The organism is Streptomyces sp. JW3 (assembly GCF_052216785.1).
Classification (GTDB): Bacteria; Actinomycetota; Actinomycetes; order Streptomycetales; family Streptomycetaceae; genus Streptomyces.
The window spans coordinates 1-25,764 of record NZ_JBQOUX010000055.1 but is presented as its reverse complement, the minus strand read 5'-3'; the positions used below and the strand labels follow the sequence as shown (position 1 = coordinate 25,764).

General features: G+C 71.5%; 14 protein-coding genes, 1 tRNA gene and 1 rRNA gene. 3 read left to right on the top strand and 13 right to left on the bottom strand.

The window, feature by feature from the left end; translation table 11 throughout:
- Positions 1 to 236 precede the first annotated feature (236 nt).
- Both ACTT8P_RS22140 and ACTT8P_RS22135 read left to right on the top strand, forming a co-directional pair.
- Positions 237 to 5,204: an ATP-dependent helicase gene (locus tag ACTT8P_RS22140; RefSeq protein WP_442833437.1), complete on the top strand. Its 4,968-nt coding sequence runs from the start codon at positions 237 to 239 to the stop codon at positions 5,202 to 5,204.
- A gap of 82 nt (positions 5,205 to 5,286) precedes the next feature.
- Positions 5,287 to 6,096 carry an Fpg/Nei family DNA glycosylase gene (locus tag ACTT8P_RS22135; protein ID WP_442833436.1) on the top strand — a complete coding sequence of 270 codons (810 nt, stop codon included), beginning with the start codon at positions 5,287 to 5,289 and terminating at the stop codon, positions 6,094 to 6,096.
- Positions 6,097 to 6,118: 22 nt separating this feature from the next.
- Here the strand turns inward: ACTT8P_RS22135 and ACTT8P_RS22130 are convergent, their stop codons facing one another.
- The 10 genes from ACTT8P_RS22130 to ACTT8P_RS22085 form a co-directional block, all read right to left on the bottom strand.
- Positions 6,119 to 6,355: a hypothetical protein gene (locus tag ACTT8P_RS22130; RefSeq protein ID WP_442833435.1), complete on the bottom strand. Its 237-nt coding sequence runs from the start codon at positions 6,353 to 6,355 to the stop codon at positions 6,119 to 6,121.
- Positions 6,356 to 6,420: 65 nt separating this feature from the next.
- Positions 6,421 to 6,891: a Dps family protein gene (locus ACTT8P_RS22125; RefSeq protein WP_442833434.1), complete on the bottom strand. Its 471-nt coding sequence runs from the start codon at positions 6,889 to 6,891 to the stop codon at positions 6,421 to 6,423.
- Positions 6,892 to 7,232: 341 nt separating this feature from the next.
- Positions 7,233 to 7,616 carry a helix-turn-helix domain-containing protein gene (locus ACTT8P_RS22120; RefSeq protein ID WP_189420814.1) on the bottom strand — a complete coding sequence of 128 codons (384 nt, stop codon included), beginning with the start codon at positions 7,614 to 7,616 and terminating at the stop codon, positions 7,233 to 7,235.
- Between the two features lie 109 nt (positions 7,617 to 7,725).
- Positions 7,726 to 8,271, bottom strand: a complete 546-nt coding sequence (locus ACTT8P_RS22115) for a CinA family protein (protein ID WP_442833433.1) — start codon at positions 8,269 to 8,271, stop codon at positions 7,726 to 7,728.
- Positions 8,268 to 9,281 (bottom strand): CDP-diacylglycerol--glycerol-3-phosphate 3-phosphatidyltransferase, encoded by a 1,014-nt coding sequence (pgsA, locus tag ACTT8P_RS22110; protein WP_442833432.1) that lies wholly within the window; start codon positions 9,279 to 9,281, stop codon positions 8,268 to 8,270. The genes ACTT8P_RS22115 and pgsA overlap by 4 nt, the downstream gene beginning before the upstream one ends.
- Positions 9,278 to 10,837, bottom strand: coding sequence for a 30S ribosomal protein S12 methylthiotransferase RimO (rimO, locus tag ACTT8P_RS22105; protein ID WP_442833431.1), 1,560 nt, complete (start codon positions 10,835 to 10,837; stop codon positions 9,278 to 9,280). Before rimO ends, pgsA begins: the two co-directional genes overlap by 4 nt.
- Positions 10,838 to 10,928: 91 nt before the next feature.
- Positions 10,929 to 11,801: a helix-turn-helix domain-containing protein gene (locus ACTT8P_RS22100; protein WP_442833430.1), complete on the bottom strand. Its 873-nt coding sequence runs from the start codon at positions 11,799 to 11,801 to the stop codon at positions 10,929 to 10,931.
- 249 nt (positions 11,802 to 12,050) lie between these two features.
- Positions 12,051 to 14,762 (bottom strand): DNA translocase FtsK, encoded by a 2,712-nt coding sequence (locus tag ACTT8P_RS22095; protein WP_442833429.1) that lies wholly within the window; start codon positions 14,760 to 14,762, stop codon positions 12,051 to 12,053.
- A gap of 136 nt (positions 14,763 to 14,898) precedes the next feature.
- Positions 14,899 to 15,573 (bottom strand): response regulator, encoded by a 675-nt coding sequence (locus ACTT8P_RS22090; protein WP_442833428.1) that lies wholly within the window; start codon positions 15,571 to 15,573, stop codon positions 14,899 to 14,901.
- A 331-nt stretch (positions 15,574 to 15,904) separates the two neighbouring features.
- Entirely contained in the window at positions 15,905 to 21,391 is a 5,487-nt protein-coding gene (locus tag ACTT8P_RS22085) for a HAMP domain-containing protein (RefSeq protein ID WP_442833427.1), read from the bottom strand.
- A 393-nt stretch (positions 21,392 to 21,784) separates the two neighbouring features.
- Between ACTT8P_RS22085 and ACTT8P_RS22080 the strand changes: the two genes are divergently transcribed.
- Entirely contained in the window at positions 21,785 to 24,535 is a 2,751-nt protein-coding gene (locus tag ACTT8P_RS22080) for a SpoIIE family protein phosphatase (RefSeq protein WP_442833426.1), read from the top strand.
- A 60-nt stretch (positions 24,536 to 24,595) separates the two neighbouring features.
- On the opposite strand, the gene ACTT8P_RS22075 is transcribed toward ACTT8P_RS22080, so the two are convergent.
- The 3 genes from ACTT8P_RS22075 to rrf all read right to left on the bottom strand — a co-directional run bounded on the left by ACTT8P_RS22075 (position 24,596) and on the right by rrf (position 25,640).
- A tRNA-Thr gene (locus ACTT8P_RS22075) sits at positions 24,596 to 24,671 on the bottom strand.
- 74 nt (positions 24,672 to 24,745) lie between these two features.
- A complete protein-coding gene (locus ACTT8P_RS22070; RefSeq protein WP_442833459.1) occupies positions 24,746 to 25,408 on the bottom strand; it encodes a DegT/DnrJ/EryC1/StrS family aminotransferase in 663 nt (220 codons plus the stop codon).
- Between the two features lie 115 nt (positions 25,409 to 25,523).
- A 5S ribosomal RNA gene (gene rrf, locus ACTT8P_RS22065) occupies positions 25,524 to 25,640 on the bottom strand.
- Positions 25,641 to 25,764 lie beyond the last annotated feature (124 nt).

The following is a 25,764-nucleotide window of genomic DNA, read 5'->3' as shown; positions in this document are numbered from 1 at the left end:
CGGGGTGGGGGGTGTCCGCCCGCAGCGGTTGGCGCGTCAACCCGGTTCACCCCCGTAGAAGACCCATTCCGCGCCGTTCCGAGGACGGACACCCCCCACCCCGGCCCCGACCCAAAACCAAACCGAGGGCGCAACGCGCACCCCCACCGAACCCGCACAGGCCGCCGCAGGCACACGCACACCCGCCCCCACCGGCCCGTAAGCCGATTGTCAGTGCCCGGGTGCACGATGGACGCATGGTCAGCTCCGCACACCGAGCCCTGGACGGCTTCTCCCCCGCGACCCGCGGCTGGTTCACGGGTGCCTTCTCCGCGCCCACAGCCGCCCAGGCAGGCGCGTGGAAGGCCATCGCGGCGGGCTCGGACGTGCTGGTCGTGGCCCCCACCGGCTCCGGCAAGACCCTGGCCGCCTTCCTCGCCGCCCTGGACCAACTGGCCTCGACACCCCCACCCGCCGACCCGAAGAAGCGCTGCCGGGTCCTGTACGTGTCCCCCCTCAAGGCCCTCGCCGTCGACGTGGAACGCAACCTCCGCAGCCCCCTCACCGGCATCCGCCAGGAATCCGTCCGCCTCGGCCTGCCCGAGCCCGAGGTCAAGGTCGGCATCCGGTCCGGCGACACCCCCGCAGCCGAGCGCCGCGCCCTGTCCACCCGCCCCCCGGACATCCTGATCACCACCCCCGAGTCGCTCTTCCTGATGCTCACGTCGGCCACCCGCGACGCCCTGACCGGCGTGGAAACCGTCATCCTCGACGAGGTGCACGCGGTCGCCGGCACCAAGCGCGGCGCCCACCTCGCGCTCTCCCTGGAGCGCCTCGACGAACTCCTCCCCCGCCCCGCCCGCCGCATCGGCCTCTCCGCGACGGTCCGCCCCGTCGACGAGGTCGCCCGCTTCCTCTCCCCGCGCCGCAAGGCCGACATCGTCCAGCCCCCTTCCGGCAAGGAGTTCGACCTCTCCGTCGTCGTCCCGGTCGACGACCTCGGCGAACTGGGCGGCTCCCCCGTGGCGGACGGCAACGACGGCGCGGAGCGCCCCTCTATCTGGCCGCACGTGGAGGAGCGGATCACCGACCTCGTCCAGTCCCACCGCTCCACCATCGTCTTCGCCAACAGCCGCCGCCTGGCCGAACGCCTGTGCAACAGACTCAACGAGATCGCGTACGAACGCGCCACCGGCGAGCCCCTGGACGAGCACCACTCCCCCGCCGAACTGATGGGCGGCTCGGGAGCCGCCCAGGGCGCCCCGCCGGTGATCGCCCGCGCCCACCACGGCTCGGTCTCCAAGGAGCAGCGCGCCCAGGTCGAGGAGGACCTCAAGGCGGGCCGGCTGCCCGCCGTGGTCGCCACCTCCAGCCTGGAGCTCGGCATCGACATGGGCGCGGTCGACCTCGTCATCCAGGTCGAGTCGCCGCCGTCCGTCGCCTCCGGCCTCCAGCGCGTCGGCCGCGCCGGCCACCAGGTCGGCGCAGTCTCCACGGGCGTGGTCTTCCCGAAGTACCGCGGTGACCTGGTCCAGTCCGCCGTGGTCACCGAGCGGATGCGCACCGGCGCCATCGAGTCCCTGCGGATCCCCGCCAACCCGCTGGACGTCCTGGCCCAGCAGCTCGTGGCGATGACGGCCCTGGACACCTGGCAGGTCGACGACCTGCTCACCACGGTCCGCCGCGCCGCGCCCTTCGCCTCGCTGCCGGATTCGGCGTTCACCGCGGTCCTGGACATGCTCGCGGGCCGCTACCCGTCCGACGCCTTCGCCGAACTGCGCCCGCGCGTGGTGTGGGACCGGGTGGCCGGCACCGTCACCGGCCGCCCGGGCGCCCAGCGCCTCGCCGTCACCTCGGGCGGCACGATCCCCGACCGCGGCCTGTTCGGGGTGTTCCTGGCCGGCGCCGACCCGAAGAAGGGCGGCGGCCGGGTCGGCGAGCTGGACGAGGAGATGGTGTACGAGTCCCGGGTCGGGGACGTCTTCACGCTCGGCACCAGTTCCTGGCGGATCGAGGACATCACCCGCGACCGGGTCCTGGTCTCCCCGGCCCCCGGCGTGCCGGGCAGGCTGCCCTTCTGGAAGGGCGACCAGCTGGGCCGCCCGCTGGAACTGGGCCGGGCGCTGGGCGCGTTCCTGCGCGAGGTCGGCTCGCTCACCGAGGAGGACGCCCGGCTGCGTCTGCTCGCCGCCGGCCTGGACGACCGCGCCGCGACCAACGTCCTCGCCTACCTCGCCGAGCAGCGCGAGGCCTGCGGCCACATCCCCGACGACCGCACCATCGTGGTCGAGCGCTTCCGGGACGAGCTGGGCGACTGGCGGGTGGTGGTCCACTCCCCGTTCGGCGCCCAGGTGCACGCCCCGTGGGCGCTCGCCCTCGGCGCCCGCCTGTCCGAGCGGTACGGCATGGACGCGCAGGTCATGCACGCCGACGACGGCATCGTGCTGCGCCTGCCGGACGCCGACCTGATGGGCCTGGACCTGCTCGACCAGGAACCGCGGACCACCGGCGCCGAGTACGACGCGGACCAGTCCCCGGTCGGCGCCGCCGACGTCGTCTTCGACAAGGGCGAGGTCGACCAGATCGTCACCGACCAGGTCGGCGGCTCGGCGCTGTTCGCGTCCCGGTTCCGCGAGTGCGCCGCCCGCGCGCTGCTGCTGCCGCGCCGCACCCCCGGCAAACGCACTCCCCTGTGGCAGCAGCGCCAGCGCGCTTCCCAGCTGCTGGAGGTGGCGAGCGAGTTCGGCTCGTTCCCGATCGTCCTGGAGGCGGTCCGCGAGTGCCTCCAGGACGTCTTCGACGTCCCCGGACTCGTCGAGCTGATGGGCGACGTGGAGTCCCGCAAGGTCCGCCTGGTCGAGGTCACCACCCCCGAACCGTCCCCCTTCGCCCGCTCCCTCCTCTTCGGCTACGTGGCCCAGTTCCTCTACGAGGGCGACTCACCGCTCGCCGAGCGCCGCGCCGCCGCGCTCTCCCTGGACTCCCGGCTGCTGGCCGAGCTGCTCGGCCAGGCGGAACTGCGCGAACTGCTCGACGCCGAGGTACTGACCGAGCTGGAACAAGAGCTCCAGTGGCGCACCGAGGACCGCCGCGCCAAGGACGTGGAAAGCGTCGCCGACCTGCTGCGGCTGCTCGGCCCGCTGACCGACGCCGAGCTGGCCGAGCGGGGCGCCGAACCGCAGTGGGCCCCGGAGCTGGCCGCCGCCCGCCGCGCCATCAAGGTCCGCATCGCCGGCGCCGACCACTGGGCGGCGATCGAGGACGCGGGACGGCTGCGCGACGCGCTCGGCACCGCGCTGCCCGTCGGCGTACCCGAAGCCTTCACCGAACCGGTCAAGGACCCCCTCGGCGACCTCCTGGCCCGCTACGCCCGCACCCACGGCCCCTTCACCTCGGCCACCGCCGCCGCCCGCTTCGGCCTCGGCGTGGCCGTCACCGACGGCGCGCTGCAACGGCTGATGGCGGCGGGCCGGGTGGTGCAGGGCGAGTTCCACCCGGCCGGGATCGGCCAGGAGTGGTGCGACGCGGCCGTACTGCGCCGCCTGCGCCGCCGCTCGCTGGCCGCGCTGCGGCACGAGCTGGAGCCGGTGCCGCCGCCCGCGCTGGCCCAGTTCCTCCCCCAGTGGCAGCACATCGGCAAGGGCCACACCCTGCGCGGCATCGACGGCCTGGTGCGCGCGGTCGAACAACTGCAAGGCGCCTCGGTCCCGGCCTCCGCCCTGGAGAAGCTGGTCCTGCCCTCCCGAGTGACCGACTACCGCCCCGCGATGCTGGACGAGCTGACCGCCGCCGGAGAGGTGGTGTGGGCCGGAGCGGGCTCACTCCCCGGAAAGGACGGCTGGCTCTCCCTCTACCTCGCGGACGCGGCCCCGCTCCTCCTGCCCCCGCCGCACCCCCTGGAGACGACGGCCCTGCACCAGTCCGTCCTGGACACCCTCTCCGGCGGCTACGGCCTGTTCTTCCGCCAGATCGCCGACCAGGTCCGGGCCACGACCCACCCCGACGCGAGCGACCCACAGCTCGCCGACGTCCTGTGGGAGCTCACCTGGTCCGGTCTGCTGACCAACGACACGCTCGCTCCGCTGCGCTCCTTCCTCGGCTCGGGCCGCACGGCGGGCTCCACGGCGCACCGCGCGAAGCGCAGAGTCCCCCGCGGGCGCTACGGCTCCCTCACCGCCGCCGCCCGCCCGGCCTCCCGCTCGGGCCCGCCGACCGTAGCCGGCCGCTGGTCGCTGCTGCCCGCCCAGGAGACCGACCCCACCGTGCGGGCGCACGCCCTGGCCCACACCCTGCTCGACCGGCACGGTGTGGTGACCCGGGGCGCGGTCGCGGCGGAGGGCGTCGAGGGCGGTTTCTCGGCGACCTACCGGGTGCTGTCGGTCTTCGAGGAGAGCGGGCAGGCCCGGCGCGGCTACGTGGTGGAGGGGCTCGGCGCGGCCCAGTTCGCGATGGACGGCGCCGTGGACCGGCTCCGCGCGGTCGCGGGCGCCCGTGAGCGCGGCGACGCCCCGCGCGGTGCCGGACACCCCGCCGACGACTTCCCGCCCCAGGCCACCGCCGGGCTCCCCAGGCACCCGGACGCCACCGGAGAGCCCGACTGGTCCGGCGGCGCGTCCCTCCACCCGGGCACCCCCTTCCCGGCCCTCGACACCGACTTCGCGGCCCCGGCCCCGGCAGGCGACCACGGGAGCTACCAGGACCACGGCGACTACGCTCCGCCAGGCTCCCGCGACCCCCGCGGCAACGCCGGCCGTTACGACAATGCGTTCCCTCGCCGCCCCCACAGCCCCGCTCACCCCAACCGCCGTACCCGCCCCTCCACCCGCACCCCGGCCTCCCGCGCCGTCGTCCTGGCCGCCGCCGACCCGGCCAACGCGTACGGCGCGGCGCTCCCGTGGCCCGAGCCCCCGACCGGCGCCGGACACAAGCCGGGCCGCAAGGCGGGCTCCCTGGTGGTGCTCGTCGACGGAGACCTGGCCCTCTACATGGAGCGCGGCGGCAAGACCCTGCTCGCCTGGCCCGCCGACCCCGACGCCCCGGCCACCGACGACACCCGGCTGCAAGCGGCCACCGAGGCACTCGCCGCCGCCGCACGGGAGGGTTCCGCCGGCACGGTCACCGTGGAACGGATCAACGGCACCGCCGCCCTCACCTCCCCGCTGGGCGCCCTCCTGGAAACAGCGGGCTTCATCGCCACCCCCAGAGGACTGCGCATCCGGGCCTGAGCCCACCCCCCGGTCCAGTCCCCGTCCACCACCACCTCGTCCACCTCCACCTCGTCCACCTCAGCCATGCCACCCTTGACCCATGCCCGAAGGAGACACGGTCTGGCAGGCCACGAAGCGGCTGCACCACGCCCTCGCGGGCAGGGTGCTCACCCTCACCGACTTCCGCGTCCCCCAGTACGCCACCGTCGACCTCACCGGCCGTACCGTCCTGGACGTCACTCCGCGCGGAAAGCACCTGCTCACCCGTATCGAGGGCGGCCTGACCCTGCACTCGCACCTCCGGATGGACGGCGCCTGGAAGGTGTTCGCTCCCGGCCGGCGCTGGACCGGCGGCCCCGCCCACCAGATCCGCGTGGTGCTCGGCACCGACGACCGCACCGCCGTCGGCTACCGTCTCCCGGTACTGGAACTGCTCCGCACCGCCGACGAGGACCGAGCCGTCGGCCATCTGGGCCCCGACCTGCTGGGCCCCGACTGGAACCCTGACCAGGCCCTGGCCAACGTTCTGGCGGATCCCGCCCGTCCCCTGGGCGAAGCCCTGCTCGACCAGCGCAACCTCGCGGGCCTCGGCAACGTGTACAAGTGCGAGCTCTGCTTCCTGCTCGGCGTCACCCCGTGGCTCCCCGCCGGCGACCTGCCCGCCGACCGCGCGGCGGCCCTGCCCGTCCTCGCCGCCCGGCTTCTGGAGGCGAACCGCGACCGCCCGGTCCGCAACACCACGGGCCGCCGGAACCCCGACCTGTTCGTGTACGGCCGCGCCCCACGACCGTGCCTGCGCTGCGGCACCTCGATCCGGGTCGCCGACCAGGGCGACGGCTCCCGCGACCGCCCGACCTACTGGTGCCCCACCTGCCAGTCGGGCCCGACGCCGCACACCGCGCGTCCGTGAGGACCGGAAGGGCCAGTTACTGCTACCGCCCGCCCCGCCACTCCCGCCAAGCCCGCCCCCACCGCCCCGTCGCGACCGCCCCCTCCGCCCGCTGTTTCGCCACACAGTGCACCGGCAGCACGCTCAGCCCCCACCCCGAGGCCGCGACCGCTCCTTCCAGCACTCCGGCGTCGGAGGTCAGCGTCAGTCGCAGCACCGCCCACCACCACACCGCTCCCAGTCCGAGCGCAGCCCCCCGGCGCACTATTCGACCCGGCATGCTCCGTCACCTCCAGCCCCCGTGGACACCCGGCTGGACCGGGAGGACCGGCAGGACCGAAGGCCTCAGCCGTTCTCGGCCTGGAACATCCAGTGCTGCTTCTCAAGATCGGCGGTGACCTGGATGAACAGGTCCTGCGAGACGGGATCGGGAGCACCGGTGGCCGCGATCCGCTCCCGCATCCGCCCGATCACGGCACCCAGCGCCTCCACGATCGCGCCCACCGCCGTCGAGTCGTCGACCCAGCCCTCCGGTGTCACGCCGATCCCGCTGCCGACGGCCACGGTCGCGGCCCGCCCGTCGGGCGGCACGCCCAGCGCGGCGGCGCGCTCCGCCACCGTGTCGGAGTGGGCGCGAGCGGTGCTGACCACCTCGTCGAGCTGGAGGTGCACGGACCGGAAGCGCGGCCCCACCACGTTCCAGTGGATCTGCTTCGCCACGAGGGCCAGATCCACCAGGTCGACCAGGGCGCCCTGGAGCGCCTCCGACACGGTCTTCAGGTCCGCGTCGGACAACGGGCTCTTGACGACGTACATCCGCACCTCCGTGAGCTGTCCCCCCACCGGTTGCCCCCGTCATGTCCCTCAACGATGACCGCAGCACCGACCCCCGGCAAACGCACCCGCCACCGACCGTCCCGGAACCCGCGAAACCCGTACACGCGAAAACCCGCACACGCGAAACCCGGCACACGCGAAACCCGGCACATCCGAAACCCGCACACGCGAAAACAACCGCACACGCGAGAACCGCCACATGCAGGACCTGGGCATGCGAAAACCCCGACCGCACTTCTCCGGATCTCCGGAGAAGGCCCGGCCGGGGCCTGGCACACCTTCTTCACGCCTTACGGACCGCCCGGCAGGGGCGGCGTCGCTCAGGCGGCGACGACGTCCACCGCTTCGGCGGGCGCCTTGATCGTCACCCGTTCCGGTGGCACACCGGTCACCGACACGGAGCCCAGCATGGGACGACGCACCGGCGTGGGAACGGTTTCGCTGGGGGTGGCCGCAGCGGACTGGGCCAGCTCGGCGAGGGCCAGTTCGTCGCTCACTTCTCGCATGAGCTCGGACATCCGTACGTCCAACGCGTCGCAGATGGCGGAGAGCAGCTCGGAGGAAGCCTCCTTCTGCCCCCGCTCCACCTCGGAGAGATAGCCGAGTGAGACTCGGGCGGACGAGGAGACTTCGCGCAGAGTACGGCCCTGGCGCTGGCGCTGCCGACGCAGCACGTCACCCAGCAGGCGACGGAGCAGAATCATCGGTGGCTCCCTCCTCGGACCGCGTAGCCGCATCCTTCTCGCCCCACCGTACCGCCTCGCGCCGCGGCCGTGCGGGGAGCGATGTCGTGTTCACTCAGGGCTGCAAACATCAAAACCCCCCGTTCTGTTCCGTATCCTGTGCCCGCTCATTCCCGGTCTGTTCGCCCGCCAGCTCCTTCAGGAGCAGGGCGAGTACGCTCCGTACACTCTCCATACGAATTTCCGCGCGGTCGCCGTTCAACCGCAGCGCCTCCACTTTTCCGCCAGGGGCAGAACCGGTAGCCGCTCCGTCCGGTCCGTGGACGGCCACGAAGACGGTCCCGACGGCCTGGCCGTCCTGCGGGTGCGGACCGGCGACGCCCGTCGTCGCGACGCCCCAGTCGGCACCCAGAGCCTTCCGTACACCGGCCGCCATCTGGGCGGCGACCTCGGGATCGACTGCGCCGCGCGCCGCCAGCAGCGCGGCATCGACGCCGAGCAGCCCGTGCTTCAGGTCGGTGGCGTACGCCGTCACTGAGCCCCGGAACACCTTGGAGGCGCCGGGGACCGAGGTCAGGTCGGCCGCGACCAGACCACCGGTCAGCGACTCGGCGACCGCGACGGTCGCACCTCTCACTGTCAGTAGTCGCACCACGTCGGCGGCCTCGGAACTCAAGCGTCCGTCTCCTTCAACGCCGCCTCGCGCTCGGCAATTCCTTCTCTGCGCAGCACAATGGCCTGTTTCACATAGTCGAGACCGGTCGCCACGGTCAGGACGACCGCCACGGCCATCACCCAGAACCGCAGGGTGGCCAGGGGCCCCGTCAGCGCCAGCACATACATACCGACGGCCACGCCCTGGGTGAGGGTCTTGAGCTTGCCGCCCCGGCTGGCGGGGATGACGCCGTACCGGATGACCAGGAAACGCAGCAGGGTGATCCCGAGTTCCCGGCCGAGGATGACGGCCGTGACCCACCACGGCAGATCGCCCAGCGCGGAGAGACAGATCAGCGCCGCCCCCATGATCGCCTTGTCGGCGATGGGGTCGGCGATCTTCCCGAAGTCGGTGACCAGGTTGTACGTACGCGCCAGGTGCCCGTCGAAAAGGTCGGTGATCATGGCGACGGCGAAGGCGGCCCAGGCGAACGAGCGCCAGGCCGGGTCGTATCCGCCGTTGCCGAGCATCAGCGCGACGAAGACCGGCACCAGGACCAGCCGCAGCATCGTCAGCAGGTTGGCGACGTTCCAGACACTGGCCTGGTCGACGGCGGCGGCCACGATCTTCCCGCCCCGCTGCGCACCGCCCCGCTGGACGCCCTCGCGCCCGGCGGCACCTCCGTCGTCCGTCCCCCGGCCCGCTCCCCGGTCCGGCCCGCGCTCACCGGCCGCACGACCGCCGCCGGCCCCGGCCCCCGGCCCGGTGCGCCGCAACACCCCCGGCCGCTCCACCGCACCCGAAGCCGAACCCGAAGCCACACCCGAACCCGGCACCACACCCGAACCCGAAGCCGCAACCGCACCCGAAGTCACACCCGAACCCGAGGTCGCCCCCGAACCCGCCCCCGCCCCCGAGGTCGCCCCCGAACCCGAAGTCGCACCGGACGCCGCCGCACCCGGTGCCGTACGCGGGCCGACCCGCCGCGCGCCGGAGGGGCCTCCCGCCGCGGACGCCGGTGCTCCGGTCATCTGCCCGCCTCCTCAGTACACGCGACAGCGTCCGCGCCGAACGGATCCGCACCGGACGAGCCGTCCTCGACCGGCCCGGCCAGCGGCTCGGCCACCAGGTCGACACCTTCCGTACCGACCACCTTCGCGTCGACCATACGACCGACCCGCAGCCCTTCGCCGCTCGTGAGCAGCACTTGGCCGTCCGTCTCCGGCGCCTGGTGCGCGGCCCGCCCGTACACACCCTCCTCGCCCTCGGCGGAATCCACCGCACCCACGGACTCCACCAGCACTCGCACGGTCGACCCGACCCGCTCCTCGGCGCGCTGCGAGACGAGTTCCTCGGCCAGCCGGGAGACCCGCGCGAGGCGCTCGTCGACCACGTCCTGGTCCAGCTTGCCGTCGTATCCGGCGGCCTCGGTGCCCTCCTCGTCGGAGTAGCCGAAGACGCCGATGGCGTCCAGCCGCGCGTGGTTCAGGAACCGCTCCAGCTCGGCCAGGTCGGCCTCGGACTCACCGGGGAAGCCCACGATGAAGTTGGAGCGCACGCCCGCTTCGGGCGCCTTGCTGCGGATGGTGTCCAGCAGTTCCAGGAAGCGGTCGGTGTCGCCGAAGCGGCGCATCGCGCGCAGCACGCCGGGCGCCGAGTGCTGGAAGGAGAGGTCGAAGTACGGGGCGACCTTCGGGGTGCCGGTCAGGACGTCGATCAGACCGGGGCGCATCTCGGCCGGCTGGAGGTAGCTGACCCGCACCCGCTCGATGCCGTCGACCTCGGCCAGCTCCGGCAGCAGCGACTCCAGCAGCCGGATGTCGCCGAGGTCCTTGCCGTAGGAGGTGTTGTTCTCGGAGACCAGCATGATCTCGGAGACGCCCTGCTCGGCCAGCCAGCGCGTCTCGTTCAGCACGTCGCTCGGGCGGCGCGAGATGAAGGAGCCGCGGAAGGAGGGGATGGCGCAGAAGGAGCAGCGCCGGTCGCAGCCGGAGGCGAGCTTCACCGAGGCCACCGGGGCGCCGCCCAGTCGGCGGCGCAGCGGCGCGCGGGGGCCGGACGCCGGCGCGAGGCCCTCCGGAAGATCAGCGGTCGCGGATTCGGCGGGCTCGGCCGCGCCGTGTCCCGGAAGCGCGACCCCAGCCCCCGCGTCCTGCCGCTCGGCCGGGCTGATCGGCAGCAGCTTGCGCCGGTCGCGCGGGGTGTGCGCGGCGTGGATGCCGCCGCCGAGGATGGTGCGCAGCCGGTCGGAGATGTCGGCGTAGTCGTCGAAGCCGAGCACCCCGTCGGCCTCGGGGAGGGCCTCCGCGAGTTCCTTGCCGTACCGCTCGGCCATGCAGCCCACCGCCACCACGGCCTGCGTTCTCCCGTGGCCCTTGAGGTCGTTGGCCTCCAGGAGGGCGTCGACCGAGTCCTTCTTGGCGGCCTCGACGAAGCCGCAGGTGTTCACCACGGCGACGTCCGCGTCCTCGGCGTCCTCGACGAGCTTCCAGCCGTCCGCCTCCAGACGGCCTGCGAGCTCCTCCGAGTCCACCTCGTTACGGGCGCAGCCAAGGGTGACGAGTGCGACGGTGCGGCTTTCAGGCATGGGCTCAAGACTACTTCGTCCCGCCGACAGCCCACGTCGACGGGGTTGGCCGATCTTGGCCAACCCCGTACCGACTCGCCTCTCAGGTCCCTTATCCGACCTGGGGGTCGCCCTTGGTGTACGTCAGCCGCTCCACCGCGCCCGGCTGGAAATCGTCCTCGATCTTCTTGCCGTTCACATGGAGCTGGATCGCGCCGGCGTCACCGAGGACCAGGTTGACCTTCTCGTTGTCCTGGAACGTCTTGGAGTCGCCCTGGTCGAGCACCCCGTCGAAGAGCGACCGGCCGTTGTGGTCCTTGGCGGAGATCCAGCTGCGCCCGTCGGTGGCGCTGACCTGGACGGTCACCTTGTCCTGCGGTACGGCGGCGATGGCGCTGTCGGTCGGTTTGGGATCGGCGGGCTTCTTGGTCCCGGTGGACGAGGACGCCGACTTGCTCGCGGTCGGCGTGGACCCCTCGGCCACGTTGGCCTCGGTGGCACCGCTGTCGTCGCCGCCCTTGACCATGGTGAACCCGACGAAGCCGATCACGGCGACGATCGCGGCGACCATGGCCGCGGTCCAGTTGGGCCCGCGCCGCTCGGGACGGATGCGCTCCGCCTCGAAGAGCGGCGCCGCGGGGGTCGGGGCGGGGCGTCCGCCGCGCGCGGCGGCGAACCGGTCCAGCAGGGGCGCCGGGTCCACCCCGACCGCCCTGGCCAGCGTACGGATGTGCCCGCGGGCGTAGACGTCGCCGCCGCACGGCGTGAAGTCGTCGGCCTCGATGGCGTGCACGATGGCGATCCGCACCCGGGTGGCACCGCTGATGTCGTCGACGGTCAGCCCGGCGGCGATCCGCGCCTGCCGCAGAGTCCGGCCGATGGAGGGGCGGTCTTCCTCAGGAACACCGTCGGACACGTCGTCGGGCGCATCGACGGACGGACGCTCGTCTTCGGGGGAGTTACCGGGAGAGTTGCCGATGGACACGGGGGCGCCTTTCGAGCGTTAAGCCACCTGTGCTGGACGTTCAGTCTAGGGGGGGTACGAACGGGTGGGGCAACCGGGCGGTCGTACTTTGTACGCCATCTGAATGGCCCATCGGACTGGCCCGGCAGGCCGATGATGGAGCACGTGTTCGTTGCTTTCCTCAACTTGACGTACGCCGCGGGGAAACGGTTGCCCACTGATCGATTGCGGATGGATCACGGTGCCCGTCCGGCTCGCGCGCCCGCTCCCCTACCCTTCAGACTCCCCCCGGATCACGGCCAGCACGCCGTCCAGCTCGTCAGGCTTCACAAGAACATCACGCGCCTTTGAGCCTTCGCTCGGTCCGACGATGTTCCGCGACTCCATGAGGTCCATCAGCCGCCCCGCCTTGGCGAAGCCGACCCGCAGCTTGCGCTGGAGCATGGACGTCGATCCGAACTGCGTGGAGACCACCAGCTCGGCCGCCTGGCACAGCAGGTCGAGGTCGTCGCCGATGTCCTCGTCGATCTCCTTCTTCTGCTTGGTGCCGACGGTGACGTCGTCCCGGAAGACCGGCGCCATCTGGTCCTTGCAGTGCTGGACGACCGCCGCGACCTCGTCCTCGGTCACGAAGGCGCCCTGCATACGGGTCGGTTTGTTGGCGCCCATCGGCAGGAACAGGCCGTCGCCCTTGCCGATCAGCTTCTCGGCGCCGGGCTGGTCGAGGATGACCCGGGAGTCGGCCAGCGAGGAGGTGGCGAAGGCCAGCCGGGACGGCACGTTGGCCTTGATCAGACCGGTGACGACGTCGACGGAGGGCCGCTGGGTGGCGAGCACCAGGTGGATGCCGGCCGCGCGGGCGAGCTGCGTGATGCGCACGATCGCGTCCTCGACGTCCCGGGGCGCCACCATCATCAGGTCGGCCAGCTCGTCCACGATCACCAGCAGGTACGGGTACGGCTGGAGCTCGCGTTCGCTGCCCTCGGGCGGCTTGACCTTGCCTTCGCGCACCGCGCGGTTGAAGTCGTCGATGTGCCGGTAGCCGTAGGCGGCCAGGTCGTCGTAGCGCAGGTCCATCTCGCGGACCACCCACTGGAGCGCCTCGGCGGCCCGTTTGGGGTTGGTGATGATCGGCGTGATCAGGTGCGGGATGCCCTCGTAGGCGGTCAGCTCGACCCGCTTGGGGTCGACCAGGATCATCCGGACGTCCTCCGGGGTGGCCCGCATCATCACCGAGGTGATCAGGCAGTTGATGCAGGACGACTTGCCGGAGCCGGTGGCGCCGGCCACCAGCATGTGCGGCATCTTCGCCAGCGAGTGCATGACGTACCCGCCCTCGACGTCCTTGCCGAAGGCGACCAGCATCGGGTCGTCGTCCTCGGCGGACTCCGCGAGCCGCAGTACGTCGCCGAGGTTGACCATCTCCCGGTCGGTGTTGGGGATCTCGATGCCGACCGCGGACTTGCCGGGGATCGGGCTGATGATCCGCACGTCGGGGCTGGCGACGGCGTACGCGATGTTCTTGGTCAGGGCGGTGACCCGCTCCACCTTCACGGCCGGACCGAGTTCCACCACGTACCGCGTGACCGTCGGCCCGCGGGTGAAGCCGGTGACCGCCGCGTCGACCTTGAACTCGGTGAAGACGGTGGTCAGCGCCTCCACTATGGCGTCGTTGGCGGCGCTGCGGGACTTGCCGGGACCGCCGCGCGTCAGCATGTCCAGCGACGGCAGGGCGTAGGTGATGTCCCCGGAGAGCTGGAGCTGCTCGGCGCGCGACGGCAGCTCGCGCTCCGCGGCCGGCGGGGCCTTGGTCAGGTCCGGGACCGCACCGCTGGACAGCTTCTCCTGCTTGGGCCGGGCCCCGGGGACCGGCTTCGGCACCGGCGTGGGGGTGGTCTGCTCCCGCTCCCCCGTGCTCACCCCGTGGGTGAGGTCGGCGACCAGCGGCGACGGCGGCATCCCGTGCAGCACCGCGCCGTCCAGCGCGGCGGCGGCCGCGGCGGCGACGTCCACGGCGTCCATCCGGCGCTCCCCGTCGGGCTGCGGCACGGCGGACCGCCGGGGCCGGCCGCGCCGCTTGGTGAGCGCCTCCTCCTCGGCCGTCTCGGGGTCGTACGCCTGCGGGGCGGGTCCCCGGCGCCCCCGAGGCCGGGCCGGCAGCGCCTCGCGCCACTGCTCCTCGTACCGCTCCTCGTCGTCCGTGAAGGCCACGGGGTCGCGGACGACGCCGAGCCGGACGCCCAGCAGCCGCAGCCGCTGCGGGATGGCGTTGACGGGGGTCGCGGTGACCACCAGCAGCCCGAAGACGGTCAGCAGCACCAGCAGCGGCACCGCCAGTACGTCGGTCATGGTGTACGACAGCGGGGTCGCCACCGCCCAGCCGATCAGCCCGCCGGCGTCCCTTATCCCCTGCATGCCGTCGCCGCGCGCGGGCGAGCCGCAGGCGATGTGCACCTGGCCGAGCACGCCGATGACGAGCGCCGAGAGGCCGATCACGATGCGGCCGTTGGCCTCGGGCTTCTCCGGGTGCCGGATGAAGCGCACGGCGACGGCGCCGAGCAGGATCGGCACCAGCAGGTCGAGCCGGCCGAAGGCGCCGGTGACCAGGATCTCCACGAGGTCGCCGACCGGGCCCTTCAGATCGGCCCAGGTGCCCGCGGCGACGATCAGCGCGATGGCGAGCAGCAGCAGCGCGACGCCGTCCTTGCGGTGCGCCGGGTCGAGGTTCTTCGCGCCCTGCCCTATGCCGCGGAACACGGCGCCGACCGCGTGCGCCAGGCCCAGCCAGAGCGCCCGGACCAGGCGCAGGACACCACTGGTGGGACTGAGGGCCGGGGCGGGCGCGGGTTTCCTCACCGCGGCCTTCCTGGCGGGCGCCTTCTTCGGGGGCGCCTTCCTCGCGGCGGCCTTCTTCGCCGGAGCCTTCGCGGGAGCCGCCTTCTTCGCGGGCTGCTTCTTGGCTGCGGAGGGACGTGAGGCCATAGGTGTGAGGTTACCGGTGGAGACGGCGACGGACACGTGTGCCTACTGCTTCACCCGTTCGTGTCGTGCTTGCGGTGACACCGGAACTGACGCGTCCGCGAGGGGCGGTGACGCGACCTCACGAGAGGTGCGGGCTTCAGTGGACCGCGCTCTGGCCGCCCGAGCCCGGCTCCAGCGCGTCCAGCGCCCGCCGCAGCCCGGTGAGCTTGCGTTCCAGGTGCGCCGCCGTGGCCACCGCTGCGGCGTCCGTCGAGTCGTCGCCCAGCTGTTTGGACAGCGCCTCGGCCTGCTCCTCGACGGCCGCCAGCCGCGCCGACAGCTCGGCGAGCAGCCCGGCCGACTCCCTGGCCTCGCCGGCCGCGGACTTGCCGCCGGTGCCCTCCAACTGGAGCCGCAGCAGGGACGCCTGCTCCCGCAGCTGGCAGTTCTTCATGTACAGCTCGACGAAGACGGAGACCTTCGCGCGCAGCACCCACGGGTCGAACGGCTTGGAGATGTAGTCCACCGCGCCGGCCGCGTAGCCGCGGAAGGTGTGGTGCGGTCCGTGGTTGATCGCGGTGAGGAAGATGATCGGGATGTCCCGGGTCCGCTCCCGCCGCTTGATGTGCGCCGCGGTCTCGAAACCGTCCATGCCCGGCATCTGGACGTCCAGCAGAATGACCGCGAAGTCGTCCGTGAGCAGTGCCTTGAGCGCTTCCTCCCCGGACGATGCCCGCACCAGCGTCTGATCGAGCGCCGAGAGGATCGCCTCCAGCGCCAGCAGATTCTCCGGCCGGTCATCGACCAGGAGGATCTTGGCCTTCTGCACCATGGCCCGCCCTCCTCGCCCCGGCGTGGGGCCTCCCCTGTCCGCAGGACTTGGGGTGGCACCGACCGGTGCCGCCCCGGGGGACGACTCCCTTGCGCCGCCCGTCCTTGTGCCGGTCATCGTAGCCGCACCCCGCCTGTCGCCACACCCTGTCACCGAGATGTCACTGTGCACGTAGCAGAAACGCAGCGGGGGACCAGAAGGTTCCCCGAATCCCGCGCCTCTACACGGCTTCGGGCACACTGAGTCAGCGACCGCGCGCGCACCCCGAGGTGCCCGCCCTGCCGTCGGTGGTCCGTCGGTACTACGTTCGCACGCCCCCCGAACCCACCGCTCAGGCACCCCTCATCCACTCCTGCATGACCGTCAGCAGATGGTCCGGGTCGACCGGCTTGGTCACGTAGTCGGAGGCACCGGACTCGATCGCCTTCTCCCGGTCGCCCTTCATCGCCTTGGCGGTCAGCGCCACGATCGGCAGCCCGGCGAACTGGGGCATCCGACGGATCGCCGTGGTCGTCGCGTACCCGCCCATCTCGGGCATCATGATGTCCATCAGCACCACCGCGACGTCCTCGTGCTGCTCCAGCACCTCGATGCCCTCGCGCCCGTTCTCCGCGTACAGCACCGACAGCCCGTGCTGCTCCAGGACGCTGGTGAGCGCGAACACGTTGCGGATGTCGTCGTCGACGATCAGCACCTTCTCGCCGCCGAACCGGATGCCCCGCACCGACTGCGGCAGCGGCTCCTGCTCCACGGCCGACCGGTCCTCCTGCGGCGCGGGCCCCGGCTCGGCCTCCGGCAGCTGCGGCAACGCCCGGCGCCGGCGCCGGAACAGCGCGGCCGGACCGTGCTGCGTCTCCTGGTACGACTTCACCTCGGCGGGCGTCTCGGCCCGCGCCCGGGCCTCCGCCTCCTCGTCCCGGACCGCCGCGGACACCAGGTCACCGGCCTCCAGCGCGGCCACCGGCTGCTGGTAGCCCTGCGGCGGCAGCTCACTGAGGTGCAGCGGCAGGTACAGCGTGAACGTCGAGCCGCGGCCCGGCTCGCTCTGCGCGTGGATCTCGCCGCCGAGCAGCTGGGCGATCTCCCGGGAGATCGACAGCCCGAGACCGGTGCCGCCGTACTTGCGGCTGGTGGTGCCGTCGGCCTGCTTGAACGCCTCGAAGATCACCCGCATCTTGCCGGCCGCGATGCCGATCCCGGTGTCGGTCACCGAGAACGCGATCAGCGCCGCCCCCGGGTCGGTCAGCGAACCGGCCTCCAGGAGCTGCTCCCGGATGCGCTGCGGCACGTCGTCCCGGGCCGGCCGGATGACCAGCTCGACCGAGCCGGAGTCGGTGAACTTCACCGCGTTGGACAGCAGGTTGCGCAGCACCTGGAGCAGCCGCTGCTCGTCGGTGTGCAGCGTGGCGGGCAGCTCCGGCGAGACCCGCACCGACAGGTCGAGGCCCTTCTCGGCGGTCAGCGGCCGGAAGGTGGCCTCGACGTAGTCGACCAGCTGGACCAGCGCGATCCGGGTCGGCGAGACGTCCATCTTGCCCGCCTCGACCTTGGACAGGTCCAGGATGTCGTTGATCAGCTGGAGCAGGTCGGACCCGGCACCGTGGATGGTCTCGGCGAACTCGACCTGCTTCGGGGACAGGTTCCCCTCGGCGTTGTCGGCCAGCAGCTTGGCCAGGATCAGCAGCGAGTTGAGCGGCGTACGCAGCTCGTGCGACATGTTGGCCAGGAACTCGCTCTTGTAGCGCATGGAGACGGCCAGTTGCTCGGCGCGCTCCTCCAGGACCTGCCGGGCCTCCTCGATCTCGGTGTTCTTCACCTCGATGTCACGGTTCTGCTGGGCCAGCAGCTCGGCCTTCTCCTCCAGTTCGGCGTTGGACGCCTGGAGCGCCTTCTGCCGCTGCTCCAGTTCCTCGGAGCGGTCCCTCAGTTGCTCGGTCAGCTCCTGCGACTGCTTCAGCAGCACCTCGGTCTTGGTGTTGACGGAGATGGTGTTGACGCTGGTCGCGATCATCTCGGCGATCTGGTTGAGGAAGTCCTTCTGGATCTGCGTGAACGGCGTGAACGACGCCAGCTCGATGATGCCGAGCACCTTGCCCTCGAACAGCACCGGCAACACGATCACCTGCGCGGGCGGCGCCTCGCCGAGCCCGGAGGAGATCTTCAGATAGCCGCTGGGCGCGTTCTCCACCAGGATCGTGCGCTTCTCCTGCGCGGCCGTCCCGACCAGCGCCTCCCCCGGCCGGAAGGAGGTCGGCATCGACCCCATCGAGTAGCCGTACGAGCCGAGCATCCGCAGCTCGTAGTTGTCCTCCCGCGCGGCGGCCGGTTCCTGACCGTCCACCAGGGGCATCGCCAGGAAGAACGCGCCGTGCTGCGCGGAGACCACCGGCGTCAGCTCGCTCATGATCAGCGAGGCGACGTCCTGGAGGTCCCGGCGACCCTGCATCAGCGCCGAGATGCGCGCCAGGTTGCCCTTGAGCCAGTCCTGCTCCTTGTTGGCGATCGTGGTGTCGCGCAGGTTGGCGATCATCTTGTTGATGTAGTCCTGCAGCTCGGAGATCTCCCCCGAGGCGTCCACGTCGATCTTCAGGTTCAGGTCGCCGCGGGTCACCGCGGTCGCCACCCGCGCGATGGCCCGCACCTGCCGGGTCAGGTTCCCGGCCATCTCGTTCACCGACTCGGTCAGGTCCCGCCAGGTGCCGTCGACGTCCCGCACCCGCGCCTGCCCGCCGAGCTGCCCCTCGGTGCCGACCTCACGGGCAACGCGGGTGACCTCCTCGGCGAACGACGACAGCTGGTCGACCATGGTGTTGATGGTCGTCTTCAGCTCCAGGATCTCCCCGCGCGCGTCGATGTCGATCTTCTTGGAGAGGTCGCCCTTGGCGATGGCGGTGGTCACCAGGGCGATGTTGCGCACCTGACCGGTCAGGTTGGACGCCATCTGGTTCACCGACTCGGTGAGGTCCTTCCAGGTGCCGGCCACCCCCGGGACATGCGCCTGCCCGCCCAGGATGCCGTCCGTGCCGACCTCCCGGGCCACCTTGGTGACCTGGTCGGCGAACGAACTCAGCGTCTTGACCATCGTGTTGAAGGTGTCGGCGAGCTGCGCGACCTCGCCGCGCGCCTCGATCGTCACCGTCCGGGTCAGATCGCCGTTGGCGACGGCGGCGGCCACCTGGGAGATGTTCCGCACCTGCACGGTCAGGTTCTTGGCCATCAGGTTGACGTTGCCGCTGAGATCCTTCCAGATGCCGGTGATGCCCGGCACGTGCGCCTGGCCGCCCAGGATGCCCTCGGTGCCCACCTCGCGGGCCACCCTGGTGACCTGTTCGGCGAACGACGACAACTGGTCGACCATCGTGTTGACGGTCGTGACCAGCTCCAGGATCTCGCCCTTGGCATCGACGGTGATCTTCTTCGACAGATCGCCCTTGGCGACCGCCGTCGTCACCTCGGCGATGTTGCGCACCTGGAGCGTCAGGTTGTTCGCCATGCCGTTGACCGACTGGGTGAGGTCCTTCCAGGTGCCGGAGACGCCCTGCACCTCGGCCTGCCCGCCGAGGATGCCCTCGGTGCCGACCTCACGGGCAACCCTGGTGACCTCCTGGGCGAACGACGACAGCTGGTCCACCATCGTGTTCAGCGTGTTCTTGAGCTCCAGGATCTCCCCGCGCGCGTCCACGGTGATCTTCTGCGACAGGTCACCGCGCGCCACCGCGGTCGCCACCTGCGCGATGTTGCGCACCTGAGCGGTGAGGTTCCCGGCCATGCCGTTCACCGAGTCGGTCAGATCGCGCCAGACGCCCGCGACGCCCGGCACCTGGGCCTGCCCGCCCAGCCGCCCCTCGGTGCCCACCTCACGGGCGACCCGCGTCACCTGCTCGGCGAACGACGACAGCTGGTCCACCATCGTGTTGATGGTGTTCTTCAGCTCCAGGATCTCCCCGCGCGCGTCCACGTCGATCTTCTGCGACAGATCACCGCGCGCCACGGCCGTCGTCACCTGGGCGATCTGCCGCACCTGGGACGTCAGGTTCCCGGCCATGAAGTTGACCGAGTCGGTCAGTTCCTTCCAGGTACCGGACACGCCGTCCACCCGGGCCTGACCGCCGAGCCGCCCCTCGGTGCCCACGTCCCGGGCCATCCGCGTCACCTGGTCGGCGAAGCTGGAGAGCTGGTCCACCATCGTGTTCACGGTGTTCTTCAGCTGGAGCATCTCGCCGGAGACGTCGACCGTGACCTTCTGCGACAGATCACCGTTGGCCACCGCCGTCGTCACCTGGGCGATGTTGCGCACCTGCCCGGTGAGGTTCCGGAACGCCGTGTTGACGGAGTCGGTCAGGTCCTTCCAGGTCCCCGCCGCCCCCGGCACCTGCGCCTGCCCGCCCAGCTCACCCTCGACGCCGACCTCGCGCGCCACCCGCGTCACCTCGGCACCGAACGCCGAGAGCTGGTCGACCATCGTGTTGACGGTGTTCTTCAGCTCCAGCATCTCGCCGGCCACGTCCACGGTGACCTTCTGCGACAGATCACCGTTGGCCACCGCCGTCGTCACGGCGGCGATGTCCCGCACCTGCGTGGTCAGGTTCCGGAACACCGTGTTCACGGAGTCGGTCAGGTCCTTCCAGGTCCCCGCCGCCCCCGGCACGTTCGCCTGCCCGCCGAGCTGCCCCTCCGCGCCGACCTCGTTGGCCACCCGGGTGACCTCGTCCGCGAAGATCCGCAGCGTCTCGGTCATCTGGTTGATCGTCTCGGCGAGCTGCGCGACCTCGCCCCGGGCCGGCACGGTCACCTTGCGCGACAGATCACCGTTGGCGACCGCGGTGGTCACCTCGGCGATCCCGCGCACCTGGGCGGTCAGGTTCCCGGCCATCGTGTTGACGGAGTCGGTCAGCTCCTTCCAGACGCCGGCCACCCCCGGCACCCGGGCCTGTCCGCCCAGCTCACCCTCGGTACCGACCTCCCGCGCGACGCGCGTCACCTCGGACGAGAAGGCGGACAGCTGATCCACCATCGTGTTGACGGTGTTCTTCAGCTCCAGCATCTCGCCGGCCACGTCGACCGTGACCTTGCGCGACAGATCGCCCTTGGCGACCGCGGTCGTCACCAGCGCGATGTCCCTGACCTGCGCGGTCAGCCGGTACGCCATCGTGTTGACGGAGTCGGTCAGGTCTTTCCAGGAACCCGACATGCCGCGCACCCGGGCCTGTCCGCCCAGCTTGCCCTCGGTACCCACCTCACTGGCCACCCGGGTGACCTCGTCGGTGAACGTCGAGAGCTGGTCGACCAGGTTGTTGACCGTCCGCCCGACCTTCAGGAACTCGCCGCGCAGCGGATGCCCGGCCCCCTCCGCCGCCTGCGTCCGCAGTTCCATCCGCGGCGACAGATCGCCCTCGGCGACCGCCGTCAGCACCCGGCCGACCTCGGAGACGGGGCGTACGAGATCGTCCACCAGCGCGTTGGAGTTGTCGACGGCGGTCGCCCAGGAGCCCTCGCACGCCCCCGTCTCCAGCCGCTCCGTGAGCTTTCCCTCACGCCCGACCACGCGCCGCACCCGGGCCAGCTCACCGGTCAGATGCAGATTGCGGTCGGCGACCTCGTTGAAGACGGCCGCGATCTCCGCCATCACCCCGTCCCCGGACACCGTGAGGCGCCGGCGGAAGTTCCCGTCCCGCATCGTCACCAGAGCGGCCAGCAGCCGGTTCAGCGAGGCCGTGTCCACAACCGTGGTGCCATTGCCTCGCTTGCCCTGATTGTTCGGGGACTGTCCGCCTTTCGCGCGCGTTTTCGTGCCCCGCGTCGCTGCGCCAGACTCCACTGTGTCCCTCCCGCAGGGGTCGACCGTTACCGCTGTGCCCGGGTACCACATCTCGGCGTACCGGTTACTGCTTGGTATTTCCTGTGCTGCCGCGCGCTCCCGCCCGCTGTGCCGGGCCGCTTCCAGGGCTGCTGCCCACCGCGCGCCACCGGCACTCGGCCCGCCGCAACCCTCACCGGGAGCCTGCCCAGTGTTTCACCCCGGCCGAACCAGGCCATAACAGTTCGGCAGCTTCGCACATCGTCCGCACACCCTCTGGGCGGAAACACTGCAGACCGGCATCCGCACGGACGGCGAAGGTAAGTAACCTTGCATGCGGCTGTCCAGCCGTGCCGGTTCCGACCGGCCTGGGCGGTGGCACGAGACGAGCGGGCATCGGAGGGGCGGCCGACCATGACCACCGGACTGATGCCGGGGGGACCACCCCCGGAACCCCAGCCGACGGAAGGTCTGCCGCAGCAGCGGCACGATCCGGCCGGCGGAGCCCCGCAGGGACAGAGAGGTTCGAGGAGTTCTGTGATCACCGCGCGCGCGGCCGCCAGCTTCGAGCCCGTCGGGCGATCGGTCGCGAGCGCCCGCGCCTTCGTCCGGGACACGCTCCAGGGCTGGGGACACGCCGACATCGTCGACGACGCCGTGGTGCTGACCAGCGAACTCGTCACCAACGCCGTGGTGCACGCGGGCACCGCCGCCAACGTCGTCTGCCTGCGCAGCGACGAAGGCGTACGGGTGGAGGTGGCCGACCACTACCCGGAGCGCGAGGTTCCGCTCCAGTCGTCGCCCGCCAACATGGGCAGCCCGGACCGGGAGGGCGGCCGCGGCCTCCAGCTCTGCGCGGCCCTCGCCGACCGCTGGGGCGTCGAGTACACGCCCACCCACAAGACCGTCTGGTTCCGGCTCACGCTGCCCGAGCGCCCCGTCGGCACCCGTGCCGCCGGGCCCGCGCTGCCGGCCGCCCTGCTGCCGCTCGCCGACGGCCGGGTCCGGGTCGCCGTCGTCCAGATCGACCGGGCCGGCGCGATCACCGCGTGGAACGAGGACGCCGAGGACCTCTTCGGCTACCGGGCCGAGCAGGTCACCGGCAAGCCGCTGACCGACTTCGCCGCCTGGCCGCACACCCCCGGCACCAGCACCGGCATCGTCGAGGCCCTGCGGCTGTCCCGCTGGGAGGGCAGCTACGGCATCCGCGGCGCCAGCGGCCGCATCACCCCCGTCTACGCTTCCCACCTGCGGGTCCGCGACACCGGCGGCGAACCGTCCACGGTCTGCCTCCTCGTCCGCGACCATGAACGCGCGGTGCTCCAGACCCCGTTGCGGGTCCCGGCCTCCGACACGAACACCTCCGCCGAGGGCCAGAACACCGACCCCTTCGAAGTCTTCATCGGCTCCCCCGCCCCGGACGACCTCGACGGCCTGCTCCAGCGCACGGTCGAGCGGGCCCGCGACATGCTCGACGGCGACGCCGCCTTCCTGCTGCTGGCCACCGACGACGAGACGGAACTGGAGGTCCGCGCCTCCACCGGCCTGCCCTCCGCCCGCCAGCGCTTCGCCCGGGTCCCCGTGGAGGCCGGTCCCGGCCGCTACGGCTCGGCCCGGATGCCGGCCGTCCACGACGACCTGGCCGCCGTACCGGGCGCCGTACCGCTGCTGGGCGGCACCGGCATGCGCTCGGTGGTCACCGTCCCGCTCAAGGTCGAGGGCCGGCTCACCGGCTCCCTCGGCGTCGCCGCGGAGGCGTCGGGCCGCTACACCAACGAGGAGGCGCTGCGCCTCCAGTTCGCCGCCGACCGCATCGCCCTGGCCGTCGAGTCCGCCCGCCTGGGAGAACTGGAGCGGCTGCGTCGCGGTTCCCTCAGCTTCCTCGTCGAGGCGTCCGATCTGCTCGCCGGCACCCTGGACCGCGACCAGACACTCGCCCTGATGGCCCAGATGACGGTCCCCACCCTGGCCACCTGGTGCGCCGTCTACACCATCGCCGACCAGGCCTCCGAGCCGTATCTCTCCTACGTCCTGCACGAGGACGAGGAGCTCATCGACGGCATCAAGTCCCTGCTCTCCAAGGTCTCCCCACCCGACCCGGTCCCCACTCCCGGCGCCCGGGTCTGGGCCATCCCCGGTGAGATCGCCCACCAGGCGGCGCTCCGCAGCTCCATGCGCAGCCTCGGTCTCAGCAGCACGCCCACCCGCCAGGTCACCCCGGGCATCGGCCCGACCCTCGCCACCGCCGCCGCGGTCGGCGGCGAGACGGTCGTCCTCCCGCTGGTCGCCCGCAACCGCGTCATCGGCATGCTGACCCTCGGCAAACCGACCGACGAGCACTTCCGCCAGGAGATCCTGGAACTGGCCGAGGACCTCTCCCGCCGCGCCGCCCTGGCCCTGGACAACGCCCGCCTCTACTCGGAGCGCACGGCCATCAGCCAGGCCCTCCAGCGCAGCCTCCTGCCCCCCGAACTCCTGCGCATCCAGGGCGTCGAGGTGGAGGTCATCTACCGCGCGGCCGGCGAGGGCAACGAGGTCGGCGGCGACTTCTACGATCTGTTCACCATCCGCGACGGCGTCTACGGCTTCGCCATCGGCGACGTCTGCGGTACGGGCCCGAACGCGGCGGCGGTCACCGGCCTGGCCCGGCACGCCCTGCGCCTGCTGGCCCGCGAGGGCCTCAGCGGCCCCGCGGTCCTGGAACGTCTGAATTCGGCCATCCTCGATGAGGGAGCCCGCAGCCGCTTCCTGACCCTCCTGTACGGCGAGATGCGCCCCTTGGAGGACGGCAGCGCCGAACTCAAGGTCGTCTGCGCCGGCCACCCGCTCCCGCTCCGCCTCCGCCAGGACGGCACGGTGGAACCGGCCGCCGAACCGCAGCCGCTGCTCGGCGTCATAGAGGATCTGGAGCTGTACGAGCAGACGGTCACCCTCGACCCGGGCGACGTGCTGCTCTGTGTCACGGACGGGGTCACCGAGCGCCGCGAGGGCACCCGCATGCTGGGCGACGACGGCCTCGCCGACGTCCTCACCACCTGCACGGGTCTGACGGCCGGTGCGGTGGCGGCCCGCATCATGCGCGCGGTGGAGCGTTTCGCGTCGGACGCCCCGTCCGACGACATGGCGATCCTGGCCATGCGGGTCCCCGAGCCGCACACGGACTGAGGGCATGAGAAAGGCCCCGCCCAATCGGGCGGGGCCTTTTCTTTGGCTCTACTGCTCTGCTGGAGCCCCCAAACGGAATCGAACCGTTGACCTTCTCCTTACCATGGAGACGCTCTGCCGACTGAGCTATGGGGGCCGGTCGCTTTTCGAGGTTTCCCTCGCGGCAACGGAATAGATCATACCCCGAACACAGCCATGCTCCCAACCACCTCAAACAGCGGTCTGGAGCAGTCCGCCGAGCGCATTGCACGCGGACACGATCCGCTGCATGTCCCGCTTGGTCAGCGAGGCGTCGACGGGCAGCGCGAGGGTCTCGTCGGCGGCCCGTTCGGTCTCCGGCAGCGCGACACAGCGCCGGAATTCGGGCAGCCGGTGCACGGGCGTCTTCACCGGCACCCGGCACTCGACACCCCGGCCGCGCACGGCCCGCGCGAACGCGTCCCGGTCCGGCCGCCCGTTGCCGAGCACCCGCACCACGTACTGCCCATAGGTGTGCCCGTCACCGCCATCAGGTGTGCGCACCCCCCGAAGCCTCGTGTCGAGGTAGGCGGCCCGCTGCCTGCGCTGCGCTATCTCGTCGGACGGCGCCCCCGGTTCGCTCTCCTGCAACACCAGCAGCCCGTGCCGTTGCCCCAGGTCGTGCAGCCGTTTCAGGTCGGCCGGCCGGCCGAATCGGTGGACGGCCACGACGGCTGCGGTCCGTGGTCCCACGACCGCTTCGACGGCGGCGGGATCGAGGCAGTAGGTCACCGGATCTATGTCGGCGAACACTGGCATCGCACCGGCGAGGGCGACGGCCTCGGCGACTTCCACGTTCCCGAAGGCCGGCACGACGACCTCGTCACCGACTCCGACACCGGCGGCCCTGAGCATTGCGGCAGTACTCATGCTCTGGATGGTCGTTGCGGAACGTGAACACCAAGTGACAGAAAACAAAAAAGAGCGGGACCCGGAACGGAAGTTCCGGGTCCCGCTCTTTATAAGATTTGTTCGGCGGCGTCCTACTCTCCCACAGGGTCCCCCCTGCAGTACCATCGGCGCTGTAAGGCTTAGCTTCCGGGTTCGAAATGTAACCGGGCGTTTCCCCTACGCTATGACCACCGAAACACTATGAAACAACAGCCAGAAAAGACTGTTCGTGGTTTCAGAACCAACACAGTGGACGCGAGCAACTGAGGACAAGCCCTCGGCCTATTAGTACCAGTCAACTCCACACCTTACGGTGCTTC

Excerpts from the sequence above, each read along its gene's own strand:
- ACTT8P_RS22080 (WP_442833426.1), top strand. The coding sequence starts at position 21,785 with ATGACCACCGGACTGATGCCGGGGGGACCACCCCCGGAACCCCAGCCG.
- ACTT8P_RS22090 (WP_442833428.1), bottom strand. The coding sequence starts at position 15,573 with ATGGTGCAGAAGGCCAAGATCCTCCTGGTCGATGACCGGCCGGAGAAT.
- ACTT8P_RS22140 (WP_442833437.1), top strand. The coding sequence starts at position 237 with ATGGTCAGCTCCGCACACCGAGCCCTGGACGGCTTCTCCCCCGCGACC.
- ACTT8P_RS22135 (WP_442833436.1), top strand. The coding sequence starts at position 5,287 with ATGCCCGAAGGAGACACGGTCTGGCAGGCCACGAAGCGGCTGCACCAC.
- ACTT8P_RS22070 (WP_442833459.1), bottom strand. The coding sequence starts at position 25,408 with ATGCTCAGGGCCGCCGGTGTCGGAGTCGGTGACGAGGTCGTCGTGCCG.
- rimO (WP_442833431.1), bottom strand. The coding sequence starts at position 10,837 with ATGCCTGAAAGCCGCACCGTCGCACTCGTCACCCTTGGCTGCGCCCGT.
- pgsA (WP_442833432.1), bottom strand. The coding sequence starts at position 9,281 with ATGACCGGAGCACCGGCGTCCGCGGCGGGAGGCCCCTCCGGCGCGCGG.
- ACTT8P_RS22125 (WP_442833434.1), bottom strand. The coding sequence starts at position 6,891 with ATGTACGTCGTCAAGAGCCCGTTGTCCGACGCGGACCTGAAGACCGTG.
- ACTT8P_RS22130 (WP_442833435.1), bottom strand. The coding sequence starts at position 6,355 with ATGCCGGGTCGAATAGTGCGCCGGGGGGCTGCGCTCGGACTGGGAGCG.
- ACTT8P_RS22120 (WP_189420814.1), bottom strand. The coding sequence starts at position 7,616 with ATGATTCTGCTCCGTCGCCTGCTGGGTGACGTGCTGCGTCGGCAGCGC.
- ACTT8P_RS22095 (WP_442833429.1), bottom strand. The coding sequence starts at position 14,762 with ATGGCCTCACGTCCCTCCGCAGCCAAGAAGCAGCCCGCGAAGAAGGCG.